Here is a 16273-nt window from a genome sequence, read left to right as displayed (position 1 = left end):
CGTCGTCGTCGAGCGCCGCGGTGCCGGGTCCGGGGTCGTCGGGGTGGTCGGCGGCGTGGTATTCCGCAGCCAGCATCAGCACGACGTCGCGATCGGTCATCCCCTCGGTGGAGCCATTGAGCAGCCGCATCCCCACGTGCAGGCGCAACTGACCGATGGGCGTTCGCACCCCAAGGTGCCGCACCGCCGCCGCCACCGCATCGATCCGCGCCTCCGAATCGATCCCCTCCGGCGACGGGGCGTCCACGAACGACAACGTCGCGGTCCCTGAGGGGTTCGCCCGCAGCAGCACGTGACCGCGAGCCTCGGCCCGCCTCCGGCGGCGCTCGGCCCAGTCCGGGTCGATGTCGAGCACGATCTCGGCGACCCGCTCCCGGAGCGCCATCACCGGCAGCTCGGCCGCCTCGGGCAGCACGACCTCGACCGCGTGCCGGGCATGATCGACACACACGTCGGTGAGCGTCTCGCTGATCGCGCGGACCTTCGGTTCGTCGAGCCAGCCCTGCCACAACGCCGCCCCCAGCAGCGGTAGCCGCTCGAACAGGTCGTCGGCCAGGTCCAGACGCCGGGAGGTCATGGTGCGGGAATGACCGAGCAGGAGGGCGACCTCGTCGCCGGAGAACTCGTCCGAGTTCGCGCGACGTGCGGTGCGGCCGTCCTGCGCGGTCCCCAGCTCCCGCAGCGCCGCCAACAACTGCCCCTCGGCGCGGTTGTGGAGCCGGAACCGGGCGCGAACGTAGGCCGCCAGATCCTCCCCAGTCAGCTCGGCCGGGTCCACCGCGTCGAGCAGCACGGCGAGCTCGGAGTCAGGAGCACGCCCAGCGACAGCGGCCGCCAGACCGGCAGGGCCGGGGCGCGTGTCGTGGGTGGTGCTCACACGAGGAACGCTAGCCCCGACCCCCGACAACGAAGCCCGTCAGAGGTTCGAACGCCAGATCACGAAACGGTCACGATCCCCTGCTCTGCGATCTATGCTCTGTTCGAACACGCGCGGAGGTCGAGGTCGAGCCACACGCGGTCCCGGTGGGCGGGCACGAACGCGGCGAGCGCGAACAGGGGGCGCAGGCCGGCGCGGGAGCCGGGGTGCAGGGCGATCACCGGCTCGGTCACGGGTGCTTGACCAGGGTCGCGCGGGTGTAGAGCAGGTCGAAGCCGCGGCGCTGGGCGTTCTGGTGGGACCTCGAGCCGGGCTGGGTGACGATCACCGCGACGTCGCAGCCCGCGGCCCGGGCGTCGGTGAGGCGGGCCGCGAGCAGGGCGGACTGGATACCGTGGCGGCGGTGCGCCGGGGCCGTGCCCGCACCGGCGAGCTGGGCGACGCCGTCGACGGTGCGGAACTCGGCGCCGCCGGCGAGGACGCCGTCGCGGAAGGCGGCGTAGCGGGTGAGGCCGGCGGCCGCCGAGTCCCGCTGGGCGGTCTCGATGGCCTCGGCGGAGAAGTCGTCGTGCCAGGGCACGCCCTGGGTGTCGGGGTGGGTGGACGCCTCGACGACCACCGGCAGCCACGCCTCGAACTCGTCGTCGCCGCTGCGGCGGACCTCGATGCCCGCGGGGGCCACGGGCTCGTCCGGGACGGTCAGGTCGAGACCGAGGACGTTCTCGAACCCCTCGAGCCGGTAGCCCCGGTCGCTGAGCAGCGCGGCGAGGTCCGGGTCGCCGAGGTGGGCGAGCTCGACCGAGGTGGGCGCGCCGTGCGCGGCGTAGGCCTCCTCGACCGCGGCGAGCTCGGCGGACGTCGGGACGCCGCCGAACCCCAGCCCGACGACCTTGGTGTAGGGCGAGTCGGTGCCCGCGAAGCTCGCCGCTCCCCGGGCCAGCGGCGTGACGAACCCCGCGACCCCGGACCGGGCGACCGAGGCACGGCTCACCGCGCTGATGAGGTCGACCTCCGCCCTCTCGATCCGGGCGGCGAGCGCGGTGTCGCAGAACAGCGGGGTGTGCAGGGTCGTGCCGGTCATGGTGGAGCCTCGGGTGGACGCGACGGGTCGACCACGAACGCTAGGCACCGGCCGCCGTGACGCCCACCGAATTCTAGGAGGCGTCGGCCAGCCACTTGTGCAGCTTGGGGCGGCTGTAGGCCGAGACGGCGAGGCCCAGGGCCTCGTCGGCGGCGGCGCGGCGCGCGCCGGCCTCGGCGTGCAGCACGCCGTAGGTGAAGCTCGGCTCGCCGGCGCGGTGGGCCAGGTCGGCGAGGTCGACCAGCCAGTGGGTCACCGACTCGCTGCGACGGCGCTCCTCGACGGTGGTGGCCAGCGCGTCGGCGGCGTCACCGAGCTTGCGGGCCTGCTTGCCCAGCACCCCGCGGCCGACCCGGGCGGTCGTCGCGACGGTGTGGGCCGCCGTCGCGAGCGGGCCGAGCTGAGCCCCGGGACCGTCGGTCTCCGCGACGACGGCGTCGGCGGCCTCGCGCGCCGCGGCGTCGGCGTCGGCGAGGGCGCGGCCAAGGACGCGCACGGCGTTCTTCGGCTTGCGGCCGCTGATCGGCGCGGTGAGCACGAGCTGGTCGGCGTGAGCGACCAGGCTCGTCCACTCGGGCTGGGCGAGCATCGCGGTGACGGCGTCGCGGCGCTCGGTGGTGCGCGCGGCGACGACGATGCCGACCCGCGCCTCGACCGGACCCTGGCGCAGCGCCGGGTCGAGGTCCTCGAGGAGGTCCTCGAGCACGTCGACTGTGCCGTCGAGCGCCCGGGCCTCGTCCACGGTCGACCGCGCCCAGGCCAGCTCCGCCCGCAGCGCGGGGAGCTCGCCGCCCTCGATGAGCGACGCGAACCCGGTGACCACGGCCTCGAGGTCGGCCAGCGCCTCGGCGAGGCGCTCCACGTCCGGGCCCTCGGCCGTGTCCCCCGTGCCGAGGTCGGTGTCGTCGTCGGGCGTCTCGTCCTCGGCGGCCGGCACCGTCACCGACGAGCCGCCGTCGGCGCCGAACCCGGGGGCGGCCTCGTCCCCGGTGTCGGAGGCGGCGGCGTCGTCGACCGCGGGCGCGGTGTCGGGCGCCGTGTCGGGCGCCGTGTCGGGCGCCGTGTCGGGCTCGATGGCAGCGTGGAGGGCGGCCACCCGCTCACGGATCGCGGCGAGGACCAGGGTGGACGCGGAGACGGTGTTCGACACGTAGCACTTGTACCCCGGTGATCAAGCGGATCATCGGGCGCCGGCCACCGATCACTCCCCGTTCACCGGCCGCACACCGAGGGAGACGCGGACATGACCTGGCGCGACGTCGCGATGAGCGCCGCCGGCGCTGCGGTCCTCGGGCTGGGGCGGCTGGTGGCGGCCGTGCAGCGTTTCGCGGCCCTCCAGGACCGCGAGCGCCCCCTGACGACGGCGGAGCAGGAGGTCCTGCGGCGCGTCTTCCACGGGTCGCTCGACGATGTCCGGGTCGTCGAGGGCCGCGCGGGCCTGTTCGACGTCGTGCCGCACCCTTTCACGCTCGGCACCACGATCTACCTCAAGGGCCGGCGGGACCCGGGCCTGCTGGTGCACGAGGCCGTGCACGTGTGGCAGTACCGGACCCGGGGCGCGCGGTACGCGACGGAGGCGCTGTGGGCGCAGGCCCGGTACGGCACGCGCCCGGTCGGGGGTGCCTACGACTGGCGCGCCGAGGTCCGGCGCGGCCGCACCCGGTGGCGCGACGTCAACCCGGAGGCCCAGGCGCAGTTCCTCCAGGAGGTGTGGGACGGGGGTCCGGCCGTGCGATCCGCCCTCGCCCGCGAGGCCCTCGAGGCGGTGCGCGCGCCGGTCGGGCCGTCGCCGGGACACTGACCCCATGAGGACGTTGCACTTCGGGCTGCGGGTCGCCGACCTCGAACGGTCGCTCGCGTTCTACGCCGCGCTCGGCTACGAGGTCGTCGGCGCCGTCCCCGAGACCCCGCTGGGTCACCTGGTGATGCTGAAGCTCCCGGACGACGAGTTCGTCACCGTCGAGCTCGTCCACGATCCCGACACCGCGCCCGGTGCCGGCCCCAGCCACTTCGTCGTCCACGTCGAGGACATGGACGCGGCCACAGCACGGCTCTCCGCGCGCGGCGTCGACGCCGAGGCGCCGGGCTCGCCCGACGGGTCCCCGGACTTCCGCACGACCTGGGTCACCGACCCGGACGGCCACCGGATCGAGCTGGTTCAGTGGCCGGCGGGCCACGGCGCGGGCATGTCCGCCGCCGACTTCGCGGGCTGATCCGGCGCCGCGCCGATATCGTCGGCCGACCCCCGCCCCCGGAGGAACACCGTGTACCTCGCGATCGCCACCGACGGCGTCGAGCTCCGCATGCCCGAGCACACCACCGACCTCTACGCGTCCTACTGGGAGCGCCTCGGGCCGGACCACATCACCAAGCTGCTCGCCGAGCACGACGCGGGGGAACTCACCGAGGACCGCCAGAGCGTCCGGATCCCGGTGGCGACCCTGCGGCGGCTGGCGGCCGGGAAGGTCCCCGAGGGCTGGGACGCCGACTTCGACGCCATGCTGGCCAAGGCCCGCGAGCGGGGTGCGCTCGACGAGGCAGGCGACGTCGTGCAGGCGCCCCTCGAGCGGGAGCGTTGATCTAGGCTCCGACTCGTGTCCGAGCCCGTCACCCGCGCGCTCGTCGTGGTCGCGCACCCCGACGACGTCGACTTCGGTGCCGCGGGCACCGTCGCCTCCTGGACCGCCGCCGGGATCGCGGTGTCGTACTGCCTGGTGACCTCCGGCGACGCCGGCGGGTTCGACGACACCCCGCGCTCCGAGATGGCCGGCCTGCGCGAGGCCGAGCAGCGCGCCGCCGCCGCGGAGCTCGGCGTCACCGACCTGACCTTCCTGCGCTACCCCGACGGCGAGGTGACGCCCAGCCTCGCGCTGCGTCGCGACATCAGCCGCGTCGTGCGCCGGGTGCGCCCGCACCGGGTGCTCACCCAGTCGCCCGAGATGTTCTGGGAGCGCATCGGCGTCTCCCACCCCGACCACCGCGCGACCGGCGAGGCGACCCTCGCCGCCGTCTACCCCGACGCGCGGAACCCGTTCGCCTACCCGGAGCTGCTCGCCGACGAGGGCCTCGAGGCCTGGGCGGTGCCGGAGACCTGGGTGGCGGGCTGCCCTCCGGAGCGGGTCAACCACGTCGTCGACGTCGGGCCCACCCTGTCGGCGAAGTTCGCCGCCCTGCGCGCGCACCGCTCCCAGACCGCCCACCGCGACGACCTCGAGACGCTGATCAAGAGCCTGCTCGCCCGCAACCGCGAGCGGTACGCGGCGCTCGCGGCCGACGGCGTCGAGTACGTCGAGGCCTTCCAGGTCGTGGACACGGCCTGACCCGGGGTCACGTCCGCTCCTGGGCGGGGTCGGTCTCGTCGGGCACGGTCGGCTCGATCCCGGACGAGGTGGCCTCCTCCTGTTCCTCCGGATCGGGCGACGAATCGGGCGACGAATCGGGCGACGGATCGGGCGACGGATCGGGCGTGCCGGCCGCGGACCGGTCGAAGCTCAGCATCGAGGGCTCCGGCGCCTCGTCGTCGACGGCGGGCTGCGGAGTCTCGGTCTCGGTCTCGGTCTCGGCCTCCTCCGGTGCGACGGCCGCGGGGCGGACGACGGGGTCCCCGGGAGGGACGTCGGGCGTCGGTGCGCTCGGCACCTCGACGGTCTCCGGGTCGTCGCTCTCCGGGGCCTCGTTCTCCGCGGCCCGGGTCGACGACGTGGACGCGAGAGACACGACGGAAGCCGCCGGTTGCTCGACGACCGACGCCGTCGTCGCCAGCGCGACCCGGACGGCGTCCACGGTCGGCGCCGGCGTCCGCGTGCCACGGCTCGGCGCCGGCTCCCCGCCGGCCCCGCCAGGCACCGTCTCGTCGGCGACGAGGCGCAGCACCGCCGCCTCCACCGGGTCGCCGAGCCCGGTGCGCTCCGAGGCCAGCGACCGCAGCAGCTCCTGCGCCGCCCGCAGCCGCGGCCACGCGACCGCCAGCGCGGACTCCGAGCCCGGCGTGGCGCGGACGGCGGTCAGCGCGGCGCGCAGGCCGTCGCGGTGGTGCGCCAGCTCGACCTGCCGGTCCACCAGCGCGACCACGGCACCCGGCGGCGACGGCTCGCGGCGGGCGAGGGACGAGCCGTCCCACCGTCGGCGGATCTCGTCGGTGCGGTGGAGCTCGGTCTCGATCGACGCCAGCACGGGCGTGGCCTCGCGGGTCCAGGCCGAGGTCCGCGCCAGGACGGAGGCGGCGTCGTCCGTGGTCCCGGACGGCGGGCCGGGCGGTCCATCCGGTCGCGTCCCGATCGCGGCGCCCGCCGCGACGGCGCACGCCGCGAGGGCACCGAGGGCCACCACCCGGCGCGGCCCCGGGGGCAGGATGCCAGCACCCGCGCTCCTGCGTCGGGAGCGGTCGACGCTCTCCGGGAGGTAGCCGCGCCAGCCCGGCATCTCGTGCCGACCATGGTGGACAGTCATCCCGCCGCACCTCCCCCGGTCGTACGGCGAGGCCACCCTCCCCGCGTCCGCCCTCGCGGGAAAGCCCACAGCACGAATCTCGTGACTATTTTCGACAGATCACGGATCCATTACGCCGACTGCCCGAACGGCGACCCGGCAACCGGTTGTGGACGATTCCACACGAAGGGGTCGATCATCGGCGACGAACGCCCTGTCGGCGCCGTAGGGTCCCCGGCGAGGGGGGCCGCGATGGACGAGGACGCCGGGCACGCACTGGACGACCCGCTGCGCACCAAGGGCACGTCGTTCACCCACGAGGAGCGCCGCGAGCTCGGCCTCCTGGGCCTGCTGCCCCACGCGGTGACGACGCTGGACGAGCAGGTCCGGCGGTCGTGGGGCGAGGTCCGCCGCCAGGCCACCGACCTCGACCGCTACATCTACCTGCGCGCCCTGCAGGACCGGAACGAGCGCCTCTTCTACGCCGTGCTCGCGGCCGACGTGCCCACCGCGCTGCCGCTCGTCTACACCCCGACGGTCGCCGAGGGCTGCCGCCGGTTCTCCGAGATCTGGCGCCGCCCACGCGGGCTGTACCTGTCCTGGCCCGACCGCGACCACCTCGTCGAGGCGCTGCGCAACCGCCGCCAGCGCGAGGTCGACGTCATCGTCGTGACCGACGGCCAGCGCATCCTCGGCATCGGCGACCAGGGCGTGGGCGGCATGGGGATCCCCGTCGGCAAGCTCTCGCTCTACACGCTCATCGGCGGCATCGACCCGGCGCGCACGCTGCCGATCCTGCTCGACGTCGGCACCGACAACCCGACGCTGCTCGACGACCCGTTCTACCTGGGCTGGCGCCACCACCGCGTCGACGACGACGCCTACCTCGAGTTCGTCGACGCCTTCGTCGCGGCGGTGCGCTCGGAGCTGCCGGACGTGCTGCTGCAGTGGGAGGACTTCGCGACGCCGCACGCCCACCCGATCCTCGAGCGCTACCGCGACCGCCTGCTGACCTTCAACGACGACATCCAGGGCACCGCGGCGGTGGCGCTCGGCGCGCTGCGCGGGGCGACCGAGGTGGCGGGCGTGCCGCTGCGCGACCAGCAGGTGGTGATGCTGGGCGCGGGCTCGGCGGGCATCGGCGTGCTGGAGATGGTGCGCCAGGAGATGGTCGACCAGGGCCTGACCGCCGACGAGGCCCGCGCGCGCTGCTGGGTCGTGGACGTCCGCGGGCTGCTCACCACCGACCGCGACGACCTCTCCGACGCCCAGCGGGCCTTCGCCCACGACCCGGCCGAGGTCGCCGGGTGGGGCGTCGAGGGCCTGCCGGGGCTGGCGGACGTGGTGACGCACGTGGCGGTGGGCGTCCTCGTCGGGCTCTCCACCGCGCAGGGCGCCTTCACCGAGGGCATCGTGCGGACGATGGCGGGACGGGTCGAGCGCCCGATCGTCTTCCCGCTGTCCAACCCCACCGAGAACGCCGAGGCCCGCCCCGCCGACCTCGACGCGTGGACCGACGGCCGCGCGCTGATCGCGACCGGGTCGCCGTTCCCGCCGCTGCACCGCGACGACGGGAACGACGTCCCGGTGGCCCAGTGCAACAACGTCTACATCTTCCCGGCCGTCGGCCTCGCGGTGACGGCCGCACGGGCCACGCGGGTGACCGACGGGATGATGCGCGCCGCCGCGGGCGCGCTCGGCGACGCCTCGCCGGCCCTGTCCGATCCGCGCGCGCCGCTGTTGCCGCGCTGGGCCGACGTGCGCGACGTCGCCGACGACATCGCCCTCGCCGTCGCGCGCCAGGCCGTGGCCGAGGGCGTGGCCCCGGCGGCGTCGGACGACGAGCTGCGCGCGGCGATCCGCCGCACCCGCTGGGAGCCCTCGTACGGCGCCCCGGAGCGCCCACGGTGAGGGCCGTCACGAGCCGCGCAGCGTGAGGATCGTCGATCGGTCGTGTCCAACCGAGTGAGCTCGACGGACACCACCGGTCGAGCCGACGACAGGGAGGACCCGACGATGAGCACCCCGAGCCCCACCCCGCGGACCGCCACCCCGAGCCCCGCCACCACGAGCCCCGCCACCACCCCCGCGACCAGCCCCACCACGGCGGGCGGCTCGCCGCTGGAGAGCACCCGGGGCCGCACGACCATCGGCGACGGCGTCGTCGCGAAGGTCGCCGGCCTGGCCGCCCGTCAGGTCGACGGCGTGCACGGCTTCGGCACCAGCGCCGCCCGCGCCTTCGGCGCCATCACCGAGCGCATCCCCGGCGGCCGCTCGTCCACCACGCAGGGCGTCTCGGTCGAGGTCGGGGAGCGCCAGGCCGCGGTCGACCTGACGATCGTCGTCGACTACGGCGTCGCCATCGCCGACCTCGCCCGCGCCATCCGTCGCAACGTCATCACCGCGGTGCAGCAGATGACCGGGCTCGAGGTCGTCGAGGTCAACGTCAACGTCGTCGACCTCCACGTCCCCGGCGACGACACCGACGGCGACGACGACACGGCCTCCACCGCCGCGGCCCGCGTCCGCTGATCCGCCCGACCCCGCCCGAGCCGTCGTCGGTCGGCACCCGTCATCCGTGATCCGCGTGACGGACACGGGTGGGCCACGCGCGGCGAGGACAGTCTGGGGTCAGCCCACCCTGGAGGAGCACGCATGTCCGACCGCCACGTCACCCCCACCGACAACGGCTGGGCCGTCGAGAAGCCCGACGCCCAGCGGCCCAGCGCCAAGACCCCGACCCAGGCCGAGGCGATCAAGCGCGCCGTGGAGATCGTCGCCAACGACGGCGGCGGTGACGTCGTCGTGCACGGCACCGACGGCGCGGTCCGCGAGACCCGCACCGTCGGCTCCGACGCCGAGGACACCGACCGCATCGCCGCCTCGCTCGCGACGAGCGCCGCCGGCACCGGGGCCCGCGTCACGGCCGAGGCCGCCGCGGCCGAGGTGTCCGACGCCGCCGACGACGTCGCCGACGACGCCGCGGTGACCGCGAAGAAGGTGGCCGGCCACACCCGCACGGGCGCCGAGCGCGCCGGCGCCACGGCCGCGGCGGCCGCCTCCGGCATCGGCGACGAGGTCGACGCCGCGCGCCGCGGCGACAAGGACCTCGAGGCCGCCGCGAAGGACGCGGCGAGCATCGCGCAGACGACCGGCGACCAGGTGGCCAAGCAGGCCGACCGCACCGGCCGCCAGGTCGCCGGCGAGGCCCGGGCCGCCGGGCGCCGCGCCGCCGCCCGGGCGGACGCGACCGCCCGCGAGGCCGGGGAGCGCGCCGTGGCGGGCGCGGACCGCGCCGCGACGATCGGCGCGGGTGTCGGCGAGCAGGCCGAGGACGCCGCCGACCGCGTCGGCCGGCAGATTCACGCCTACACCGAGGCCGCGGCCGCGCCGCTCGACCAGCTGGCCCGGGCCCTCAACCCCGTGCGGATCACCGGGCGCGTCCTCGGCGCGGTCGCCGCGGGCGGCCTGCACCTGGTCGGCGTCGGCGCCTCCCGCGGCACCGCCGCCGCCCAGGAGCGCGTCCGCCGGGTCGCGCCGCGCTGACGGACCGCGCGCGGCCCCGCGACGGCGTCACCCTCCGCAGGTGAGGTCGTCGCGGCGCGCGGCGGAGATCGTCACCTCGGAGACGCCGCGCCCGAGGAGCTGAGCTGCATGATCGAACTGTCCGTGGACGAGGTCCGGAACGTGGCGGCGGAGGCCTACGCGTACCTCTACCCGCTGGTCACCATGGACGTCACGCGGCTGCAGCTCACCGACACCTCGGTCGACGCCGTGGGCCACGCCGCCCCGAACACGCTCACGCACCTGCGGGAGTTCCCCGACGCGGAGTTCCGCTCGGTGGTCGCGCCCAACTTCGACACGCTCTACTCCAGCGCCTGGCTCGACCTCGCGGACGGACCGCTGCTGCTCGAGGTCCCCGACAGCGGCGGGCGCTACTACCTCCTGCCGATGCTGGACATGTGGACCGACGTGTTCGCCGCCCCCGGGTGGCGCACCACGGGGACGGCGGCGTCCCGCTTCGTCATCGCCCCGCCCGGGTGGACCGGGGAGGCGCCCGCGGACGCACAGGTGCTCCGCGCGACCACGTCGCTGGCCTGGATGATCGGCCGCACCCAGACCAACGGGCCCGCCGACTACGCCGCGGTGAACGCCTTCCAGGACGGCCTCGTCCTGACGACCCTCGACGGCGGCGCGCCGCCGACCGGGGTCCGGCCGTCCCTGGCCCCGGCCGGCCTCGACCTCGCCCGGGAACCCCTGGCGATCGTGAACGGCCTCGGTGCCGTCGAGTTCTTCGCCTACGCGTCCCGGCTCTTGGCCGCGCACCCGCCGCACGCGACGGACTTCTCGGTCCTCGCCCGCCTGGCGGCGATCGGCATCGTCGGGGGTCAGGAGTTCGACGCCGCGGGGCTCGACCCGGACCGTGTCGCGGCGCTGGAGGAGGGCGCGAAGGCGGCGCTCGAGCTCCTGCACGCCGGCATCGCCCGGACGGGCCGGTTCGCGAACGGCTGGACGATCAACACCGAGGTCATGGGCGTCTACGGCAACGACTACCTCAAGCGCGCGATCGTCGCGATGGTCGGGCTGGGCGCGAACGCCCCCGAGGACGCGGTCTACCCCCTGGCGCTCAGCGACGCCGACGGCGCGCCGATCGTCGGCGAGAAGGACTACGTGCAGCACTTCGCCGCCGACCAGCTCCCGCCGGTCAAGGCGTTCTGGTCGGTGACGATGTACGACGCCGACAGCTTCCAGGCGCCGAACCCGCTGGACCGCTTCGCCCTCGGCGACCGCGACCCGCTGCACCGCAACCCCGACGGGTCGATCGACCTGTACTACGGGCCGACCGACCCCGGCGGCGAGCGGACCGCGAACTGGCTCCCGGCCCCCGCCGGCCCACTGCGGATCATGCTGCGCCTCTACGCGCCGGGGCCGGCGGTGCTCGACGGCACCTGGGCGCCGCCTCCCGTGACACTCGCGTGACCCTCGCGTGAGGACGGGCACCCGAACGACCGCACGGCGATTGTCGGGTGGATCGCAGGGCGAGCTCGACGGTTCCCGCGAACGAGGGCGTATCGTCGTCGATCAACGATTCCGCGGGCCGCACTGGGACATCGGCAGGAATGGCGTTCTGCCGGGTGGCGCAGTTCCGGACAGCGTGTGCCTGTTACCGGGATTCGTAGGACTCACGGTAGCCGAATCCACGCCCTCCTCGCATTCCTGCGCATCCCTGCGCCGTGCCGCACGGTAGGAGCATGAGATCCGCGCGGCGCTATGACGACGTGGTGATCGCCGGGCTGGCGCACCTCGACGCCCCGCACGTCGTCACCTCCGCCCACCTCGAGGAGCAGCTCGCGGGCACGTTCGACCGCCTGCGCATCGGCCCCGGCCTGCTCGAACGGCTGTCGGGCATCCGGGAACGGCGCCTCTGGGACGAGGGCACGGCGCCGAGCGAGGTCGCGGCCCGCGCGGGCGAGCGGGCGCTGGCGGACAGCGGCGTGTGCCGGGACGAGATCGGCGCGCTGATCAACACCTCGGTGAGCAGGGACCACCTCGAACCGTCGACCGCGAGCATCGTGCACGGCCTCATGGAACTGCCGCCCGAGGCCGTCAACTTCGACGTCGGCAACGCCTGTCTCGGATTCCTCGACGGCATGAACCTGGTGTCGACGATGATCGAGGCCGGTGAGATCGAGCACGGTCTGGTGGTGGCCGGCGAGACCAGCCGGTTCGCCATGGAGGGCACGCTCGCCCGGCTCGCCGGCGAGGACGCGACCCGGCGGATGTTCCACGAGCAGTTCGCGACGCTGACCGTCGGCTCCGGCGCGGTCGCGATGGTCCTGTCCCGCGCCGACGGCCCCGGGGGGCACCGGTTCCTCGGCGGCCTCGGGCGCGCCAGCACGACGGGCAACGCCGGCCTGTGCGTCGGCCAGGGCGACGAGATGCGCACCGACAGCAAGGGGCTCCTCGAGGCGGGGATGGAGCTCGCCGGACGCGTGTGGAAGGAGGCCGTCGCGACGTTCGACTGGGACGCCGCCGGCTACGACACCTACTGCCTGCACCAGGTCAGCAAGGTCCACACGGCCGCCGTGGTCGACCAGCTCGGGCTCGACGCCGACCGTTTCCCGTCGCTCTACCCGCTCTTCGGCAACATCGGCCCCGCCGGCGTGCCGACCGTGCTGAGCAAGGCGGTGGCCGACGGCACCGTCACCGACGGGTCGCGCGTGATGCTCATGGGCGTCGGCAGCGGCATCAACGCGGCGGCCGCCGAGGTGCGCTGGTGAGCGCCACGGCCACCACGGCCGGGCTCGCGGGCTACCCCTTCGTGCCGCGCGGGGTCGACATCGGCGGCCACCGGATGTCCTACGTCGACGAGGGCGACCGCGACGCGCCGCCGGTCCTGCTCGTGCACGGCAACCCGACCTGGTCGTTCTACTGGCGCACGCTGCTGCGCTCGCTGCCCGCCCGCGGCCGGCGCGTCCTCGCCCCCGACCACATCGGGATGGGCCTGTCGGACACGCCGTCGCGGCGGGACTACCCGCACACGCTCGCCCGCCGGGTCGCCGACCTCACCGCGTTCGTCGACGGCCTCGACCTCGCGGAGCCCCTGTCCCTCGTGGTCCACGACTGGGGCGGGCCGATCGGGCTGGCGTGGGCCGCGGAGCACCTCGACCGGGTCGCCGACATCGTCGTCATGAACACCGGCGCCTTCCCGCTGCCGGCCGACCACGGGCTGCCCTGGATGCTGCGGGCGGCGCGCCTGCCCGTCGTGAGCGACGTGCTCGTGCGGCGCCTCAACGCGTTCTCGGCCGGCGCGCTCGTGCTCGGGACCGGGCAGGCGTGGCTGCCCGCCGAGGCGCGCCGGGGACTGCTTGCGCCCTACGACCGCCCGGAGCACCGGGTCGCCGTGCACGCCTTCGTGCAGGACATCCCGCTCGGGCCCGACGACCCGGCCCACCCGGTGCTCGCGCGCCTCGAGGAACGGCTCCCCCTGCTCGACGCCCGGCCCGTCCAGGTGCACTGGGGGATGAAGGACCCGGTCTTCGACGCCGACATCCTCGCCCGGGTGGAGCGCGGGCTGCCCCACGCCGAGGTGTTCCGCTACCCCGACGCGGGCCACTACGTCCTCGAGGACGAGGCGGAGGCCATCGGCGCGCGGGTCGACGCGTTCCTGGACCGGCGATGACCGGGACGACGCTGGCCACGCTCGACACCATGCTGGCCGACCGGGCGCGGGAGCACCCGGGGCGCGCGGCCCTGGTCCTGCCCGCGCCGGGGGGCGCGCTGCTCGACCCCGTCGTCCCCGCGACCCGCACCGTGACCTTCGGCGAGCTGGACCGTCGCGTCGAGCGCGTCGCCGCCGGGCTGCACGCCGCCGGAGTGGAACCCGGCGCGCGGGTGGCGCTGCTCGTCCCGCCGATCGTCGACTTCTTCGTCCTCGCCTACGCGCTCATGCGCGCGCGGGCCGTGCCGGTCGTCGTCGACCCGGGGATCGGGCTGAAGCGTGTCCGGAGCTGCCTGAACGAGGCCGCCCCCGACGCGTTCGCCGGCGTCCCGAAGGCGCACCTCGCGCGCCGCGCCCTGGGGTGGTGCCCCGACGCCCGCCTGGCGATCACGGCCGGCGGGGTCCCCGTGCCGGGCACGACGCCGGTCCGGGAGCTCGAGAGCGACGAGGGCCCGGTCGACGCCGCGCGCCCCGCCGGCTCCCCCGCCGCGATCGTCTTCACCAGCGGCAGCACCGGGCCGCCCAAGGGCGTCGAGCACGACGACGCCGGCCTCGTCGCCCAGGCCGCGCTCGTCCGCGACCTGTACGGGCTGGGCCCGGGCGACGTGAGCCTGGCGACCTTCCCGCCGTTCGCGCTGTTCGGCCCGGCGCTGGGGATGACCACCGTCGTGCCGCGGATGGACCCGACCCGCCCGGCGCGCGTGCGGGCCCGGCGCCTCGTCCGCACGGCGCGGCGCACGGGCGCGACGGTCATGTTCGGGTCGCCCGCGGTGCTCGACCGCCTCGGCCGCGACGCCCCGCCCGGCACGATCCTGCCGACGCTGCGCACGGTGATCTCGGCGGGCGCGCCGGTGCCCCGCGACGTCCAGCGCCGGGTGCTCGCCCTGCTCGGGGCCGGCGCGCAGGTCCACACCCCGTACGGCGCGACCGAGGCGCTGCCCGTCGCGACGATCGGCAGCCGCGAGCTGCTCGACCTGCCCGACGACGGCATCTGCGTGGGCCGCCCGGTGCCCGGGGTCGAGGTCACCCTGATGCGCGTCGTCGACGGGCCGGTCGCCGCGCTGACCCCGGAGCTCGAGGTGCCCGCCGGCGAGGTCGGCGAGGTGGTGGTGCGCGGGCCGGTCGTGAGCCGCCGCTATGCCGACCGGCCCGACGCGACCGCGGCGACGACGGTCGCGTGGGACGGGGCGCCGGCGCACCGGATGGGCGACCTCGCCTCCTGGGACGCCGACGGGCGGCTGTGGTTCGCCGGGCGCGTGTCGCACGTCGTCCCCACCGCCGACGGCCCGCTCTACAGCGTGCCGTGCGAGGAGGTGCTCAACCGCGACCCCGCGGTGCGGCGGTGCGCGCTCGTCGGCGTCGGCGACGGCGACGGCGACGGCAATGGCGCCGGGGCGGTCCGGCGGCCCGTCCTGGTCGTCGAGCCCGCCCGCGGCACGGCCCCCACCGACGACCTGCGCGCGCGGCTGCTCGGCGTCGCCGGCGCGGACCACCGCACGCGCGCGGTCGCCGACGTCGTGTTCCACCCCGCGCTGCCGGTCGATCCCCGCCACAACTCGAAGATCGACCGCGAGGCGCTGGCCCGCTGGGTGACCGGGCGGACGTCGTGAAGGCCCTGGTCACCGGGGGCGGCGGCTTCCTCGGCGGCGCGGTCGTCGACGCCCTGCTCGCGCGCGGCGACGACGTCACGAGCCTGGCCCGCGGCGACTACCCCGACCTCGCCGCGAAGGGCGTGCGCGTGCGGCGCGGCGACCTCGCGGACCCGGACGCCGCGCGCGACGCCGTCACCGGTCAGGACGTCGTCGTCCACGTCGCGGCGAAGGCCGGCCTGTGGGGGCGCGACGCCGACTTCCACCGCAGCAACGTCGAGGGCACCCGCGTGCTGCTCGACGCCTGCCGGGCCGCGGGCGTGGGGCGGTTCGTCTTCACCAGCACGCCGAGCGTCGTGCACGCGGGCGGCGACATCGACGGCGGGGACGAGTCGCTGCCCTACGCCGACCGGTACGACTCGGCCTACCCGCGCACCAAGGCCGAGGCCGAGCGCCTCGTCCTCGGCGCCGACTCCCCCGACCTCGCGACGACCGCCCTGCGCCCCCACCTGATCTGGGGGCCGGGCGACACCCAGCTCGTCCCCCGCATCCTCGCCCGGGCCCGCGCCGGCACCCTGCGCCTCGTCGGCGACGGCACCGCGCTGATCGACACGACCTTCGTCGACGACGCCGCGGCCGCGCACCTCGACGCCGTCGACCACCTGCACCCCGGGGCCGCGTGCGCCGGACGCGCGTACTTCGTGACCTCCGGCGACCCCCGCCCGGTGCGCGAGCTCGTGGACGGCATCCTCGCCGCCGGCGGCCTCCCGCCGGTCCGCGGCACGGTGCCCCGGCCCGTCGCCGTCGCCGCCGGGGCCGCCGTCGAGGCGACGTGGCGGGTGCTGGGCGGGTTCACCGATCTCGGCGAGCCCCCGATGACGCGGTTCCTGGCGCGCCAGCTGGCGACCACGCACTGGTTCGACATCTCCGCGGCCCGCCGCGACCTCGGCTACCGGCCCCGGTTCGACGTCGACGCGGGCCTCGACCGGCTGGCCCGGGCACTGGCGGCCTGACGGGTCCGGCTGTCACATCCGCGTCCGGCGTCTGGCGCCCGGACGGTGCGAGCCGCTACACGT

17 protein-coding genes are annotated in these 16273 nt (G+C 75.7%); 12 read left to right on the top strand and 5 right to left on the bottom strand.

Annotated features, from left to right (window positions below; all coding sequences use genetic code 11):
- From EV188_RS18055 to EV188_RS18045, 4 genes are all read right to left on the bottom strand, one after another.
- The coding region (locus EV188_RS18055) for a DUF222 domain-containing protein (RefSeq protein ID WP_166659942.1) at nucleotides 1-877 on the bottom strand (877 nt) is incomplete at its 3' end.
- A 92-nt stretch (nucleotides 878-969) separates the two neighbouring features.
- Nucleotides 970-1110: a hypothetical protein gene (locus tag EV188_RS31750; protein WP_166659941.1), complete on the bottom strand. Its 141-nt coding sequence runs from the start codon at nucleotides 1108-1110 to the stop codon at nucleotides 970-972.
- Entirely contained in the window at nucleotides 1107-1958 is an 852-nt protein-coding gene (locus tag EV188_RS18050; protein WP_133827626.1) for a GNAT family N-acetyltransferase, read from the bottom strand. The genes EV188_RS31750 and EV188_RS18050 overlap by 4 nt, the downstream gene beginning before the upstream one ends.
- Before the next feature lie 73 nt (nucleotides 1959-2031).
- Nucleotides 2032-3108: a CHAD domain-containing protein gene (locus EV188_RS18045; protein ID WP_133827625.1), complete on the bottom strand. Its 1077-nt coding sequence runs from the start codon at nucleotides 3106-3108 to the stop codon at nucleotides 2032-2034.
- A 93-nt stretch (nucleotides 3109-3201) separates the two neighbouring features.
- On the opposite strand from EV188_RS18045, the gene EV188_RS18040 reads away from it, so the two are divergent.
- The 4 genes from EV188_RS18040 to EV188_RS18025 are packed head-to-tail and all read left to right on the top strand — an operon-like array spanning nucleotide 3202 to nucleotide 5278.
- Nucleotides 3202-3759 (top strand): DUF4157 domain-containing protein, encoded by a 558-nt coding sequence (locus EV188_RS18040; protein WP_133827624.1) that lies wholly within the window; start codon nucleotides 3202-3204, stop codon nucleotides 3757-3759.
- Nucleotides 3760-3763: 4 nt separating this feature from the next.
- Nucleotides 3764-4171 (top strand): VOC family protein, encoded by a 408-nt coding sequence (locus tag EV188_RS18035; RefSeq protein ID WP_133827623.1) that lies wholly within the window; start codon nucleotides 3764-3766, stop codon nucleotides 4169-4171.
- Nucleotides 4172-4222: 51 nt separating this feature from the next.
- Entirely contained in the window at nucleotides 4223-4537 is a 315-nt protein-coding gene (locus EV188_RS18030) for a hypothetical protein (RefSeq protein ID WP_133827622.1), read from the top strand.
- A 15-nt stretch (nucleotides 4538-4552) separates the two neighbouring features.
- Nucleotides 4553-5278, top strand: a complete 726-nt coding sequence (locus tag EV188_RS18025) for a PIG-L deacetylase family protein (protein WP_133827621.1) — start codon at nucleotides 4553-4555, stop codon at nucleotides 5276-5278.
- 7 nt (nucleotides 5279-5285) lie between these two features.
- On the opposite strand, the gene EV188_RS31745 is transcribed toward EV188_RS18025, so the two are convergent.
- A complete protein-coding gene (locus tag EV188_RS31745) occupies nucleotides 5286-6407 on the bottom strand; it encodes a hypothetical protein (RefSeq protein ID WP_166659940.1) in 1122 nt (373 codons plus the stop codon).
- A gap of 231 nt (nucleotides 6408-6638) precedes the next feature.
- Between EV188_RS31745 and EV188_RS18015 the strand changes: the two genes are divergently transcribed.
- The 8 genes from EV188_RS18015 (at nucleotide 6639) to EV188_RS17980 (ending at nucleotide 16210) form a co-directional block, all read left to right on the top strand.
- Entirely contained in the window at nucleotides 6639-8297 is a 1659-nt protein-coding gene (locus EV188_RS18015; RefSeq protein WP_133827620.1) for an NAD-dependent malic enzyme, read from the top strand.
- Nucleotides 8298-8402: 105 nt separating this feature from the next.
- Nucleotides 8403-8918: an Asp23/Gls24 family envelope stress response protein gene (locus EV188_RS18010; protein ID WP_133827619.1), complete on the top strand. Its 516-nt coding sequence runs from the start codon at nucleotides 8403-8405 to the stop codon at nucleotides 8916-8918.
- Nucleotides 8919-9041: 123 nt separating this feature from the next.
- Nucleotides 9042-9932 (top strand): DUF2188 domain-containing protein, encoded by an 891-nt coding sequence (locus EV188_RS32270; RefSeq protein WP_133827618.1) that lies wholly within the window; start codon nucleotides 9042-9044, stop codon nucleotides 9930-9932.
- A gap of 108 nt (nucleotides 9933-10040) precedes the next feature.
- Complete coding sequence (locus tag EV188_RS18000; protein ID WP_133827617.1) at nucleotides 10041-11366, top strand: DUF1254 domain-containing protein; 1326 nt, start codon at nucleotides 10041-10043, stop codon at nucleotides 11364-11366.
- 272 nt (nucleotides 11367-11638) lie between these two features.
- On the top strand, nucleotides 11639-12667 hold the full coding sequence (locus tag EV188_RS17995; RefSeq protein WP_133827616.1) for a 3-oxoacyl-ACP synthase III: 1029 nt from the start codon (nucleotides 11639-11641) through the stop codon (nucleotides 12665-12667).
- Nucleotides 12664-13569 (top strand): alpha/beta fold hydrolase, encoded by a 906-nt coding sequence (locus EV188_RS17990; protein WP_133827615.1) that lies wholly within the window; start codon nucleotides 12664-12666, stop codon nucleotides 13567-13569. The genes EV188_RS17995 and EV188_RS17990 overlap by 4 nt, the downstream gene beginning before the upstream one ends.
- On the top strand, nucleotides 13566-15218 hold the full coding sequence (locus tag EV188_RS17985) for a fatty acid CoA ligase family protein (protein ID WP_133827614.1): 1653 nt from the start codon (nucleotides 13566-13568) through the stop codon (nucleotides 15216-15218). The genes EV188_RS17990 and EV188_RS17985 overlap by 4 nt, the downstream gene beginning before the upstream one ends.
- Nucleotides 15215-16210, top strand: a complete 996-nt coding sequence (locus EV188_RS17980) for an NAD-dependent epimerase/dehydratase family protein (RefSeq protein WP_133827613.1) — start codon at nucleotides 15215-15217, stop codon at nucleotides 16208-16210. Before EV188_RS17985 ends, EV188_RS17980 begins: the two co-directional genes overlap by 4 nt.
- Nucleotides 16211-16273: the final 63 nt, after the last annotated feature.

The organism is Actinomycetospora succinea (assembly GCF_004363095.1).
Lineage (GTDB): Bacteria > Actinomycetota > Actinomycetes > Mycobacteriales > Pseudonocardiaceae > Actinomycetospora > Actinomycetospora succinea.
This window is presented reverse-complemented; position numbering and strand designations above follow the sequence as displayed.

What these genes read in the sequence shown, in the direction of transcription:
- EV188_RS32270 (WP_133827618.1), top strand. Translation starts at nt 9,042, where the DNA reads ATGTCCGACCGCCACGTCACCCCCACCGACAACGGCTGGGCCGTCGAG.
- EV188_RS18040 (WP_133827624.1), top strand. Translation starts at nt 3,202, where the DNA reads ATGACCTGGCGCGACGTCGCGATGAGCGCCGCCGGCGCTGCGGTCCTC.
- EV188_RS18035 (WP_133827623.1), top strand. Translation starts at nt 3,764, where the DNA reads ATGAGGACGTTGCACTTCGGGCTGCGGGTCGCCGACCTCGAACGGTCG.
- EV188_RS18050 (WP_133827626.1), bottom strand. Translation starts at nt 1,958, where the DNA reads ATGACCGGCACGACCCTGCACACCCCGCTGTTCTGCGACACCGCGCTC.
- EV188_RS17995 (WP_133827616.1), top strand. Translation starts at nt 11,639, where the DNA reads ATGAGATCCGCGCGGCGCTATGACGACGTGGTGATCGCCGGGCTGGCG.
- EV188_RS31745 (WP_166659940.1), bottom strand. Translation starts at nt 6,407, where the DNA reads ATGACTGTCCACCATGGTCGGCACGAGATGCCGGGCTGGCGCGGCTAC.
- EV188_RS17985 (WP_133827614.1), top strand. Translation starts at nt 13,566, where the DNA reads ATGACCGGGACGACGCTGGCCACGCTCGACACCATGCTGGCCGACCGG.
- EV188_RS18010 (WP_133827619.1), top strand. Translation starts at nt 8,403, where the DNA reads ATGAGCACCCCGAGCCCCACCCCGCGGACCGCCACCCCGAGCCCCGCC.
- EV188_RS18015 (WP_133827620.1), top strand. Translation starts at nt 6,639, where the DNA reads ATGGACGAGGACGCCGGGCACGCACTGGACGACCCGCTGCGCACCAAG.
- EV188_RS18000 (WP_133827617.1), top strand. Translation starts at nt 10,041, where the DNA reads ATGATCGAACTGTCCGTGGACGAGGTCCGGAACGTGGCGGCGGAGGCC.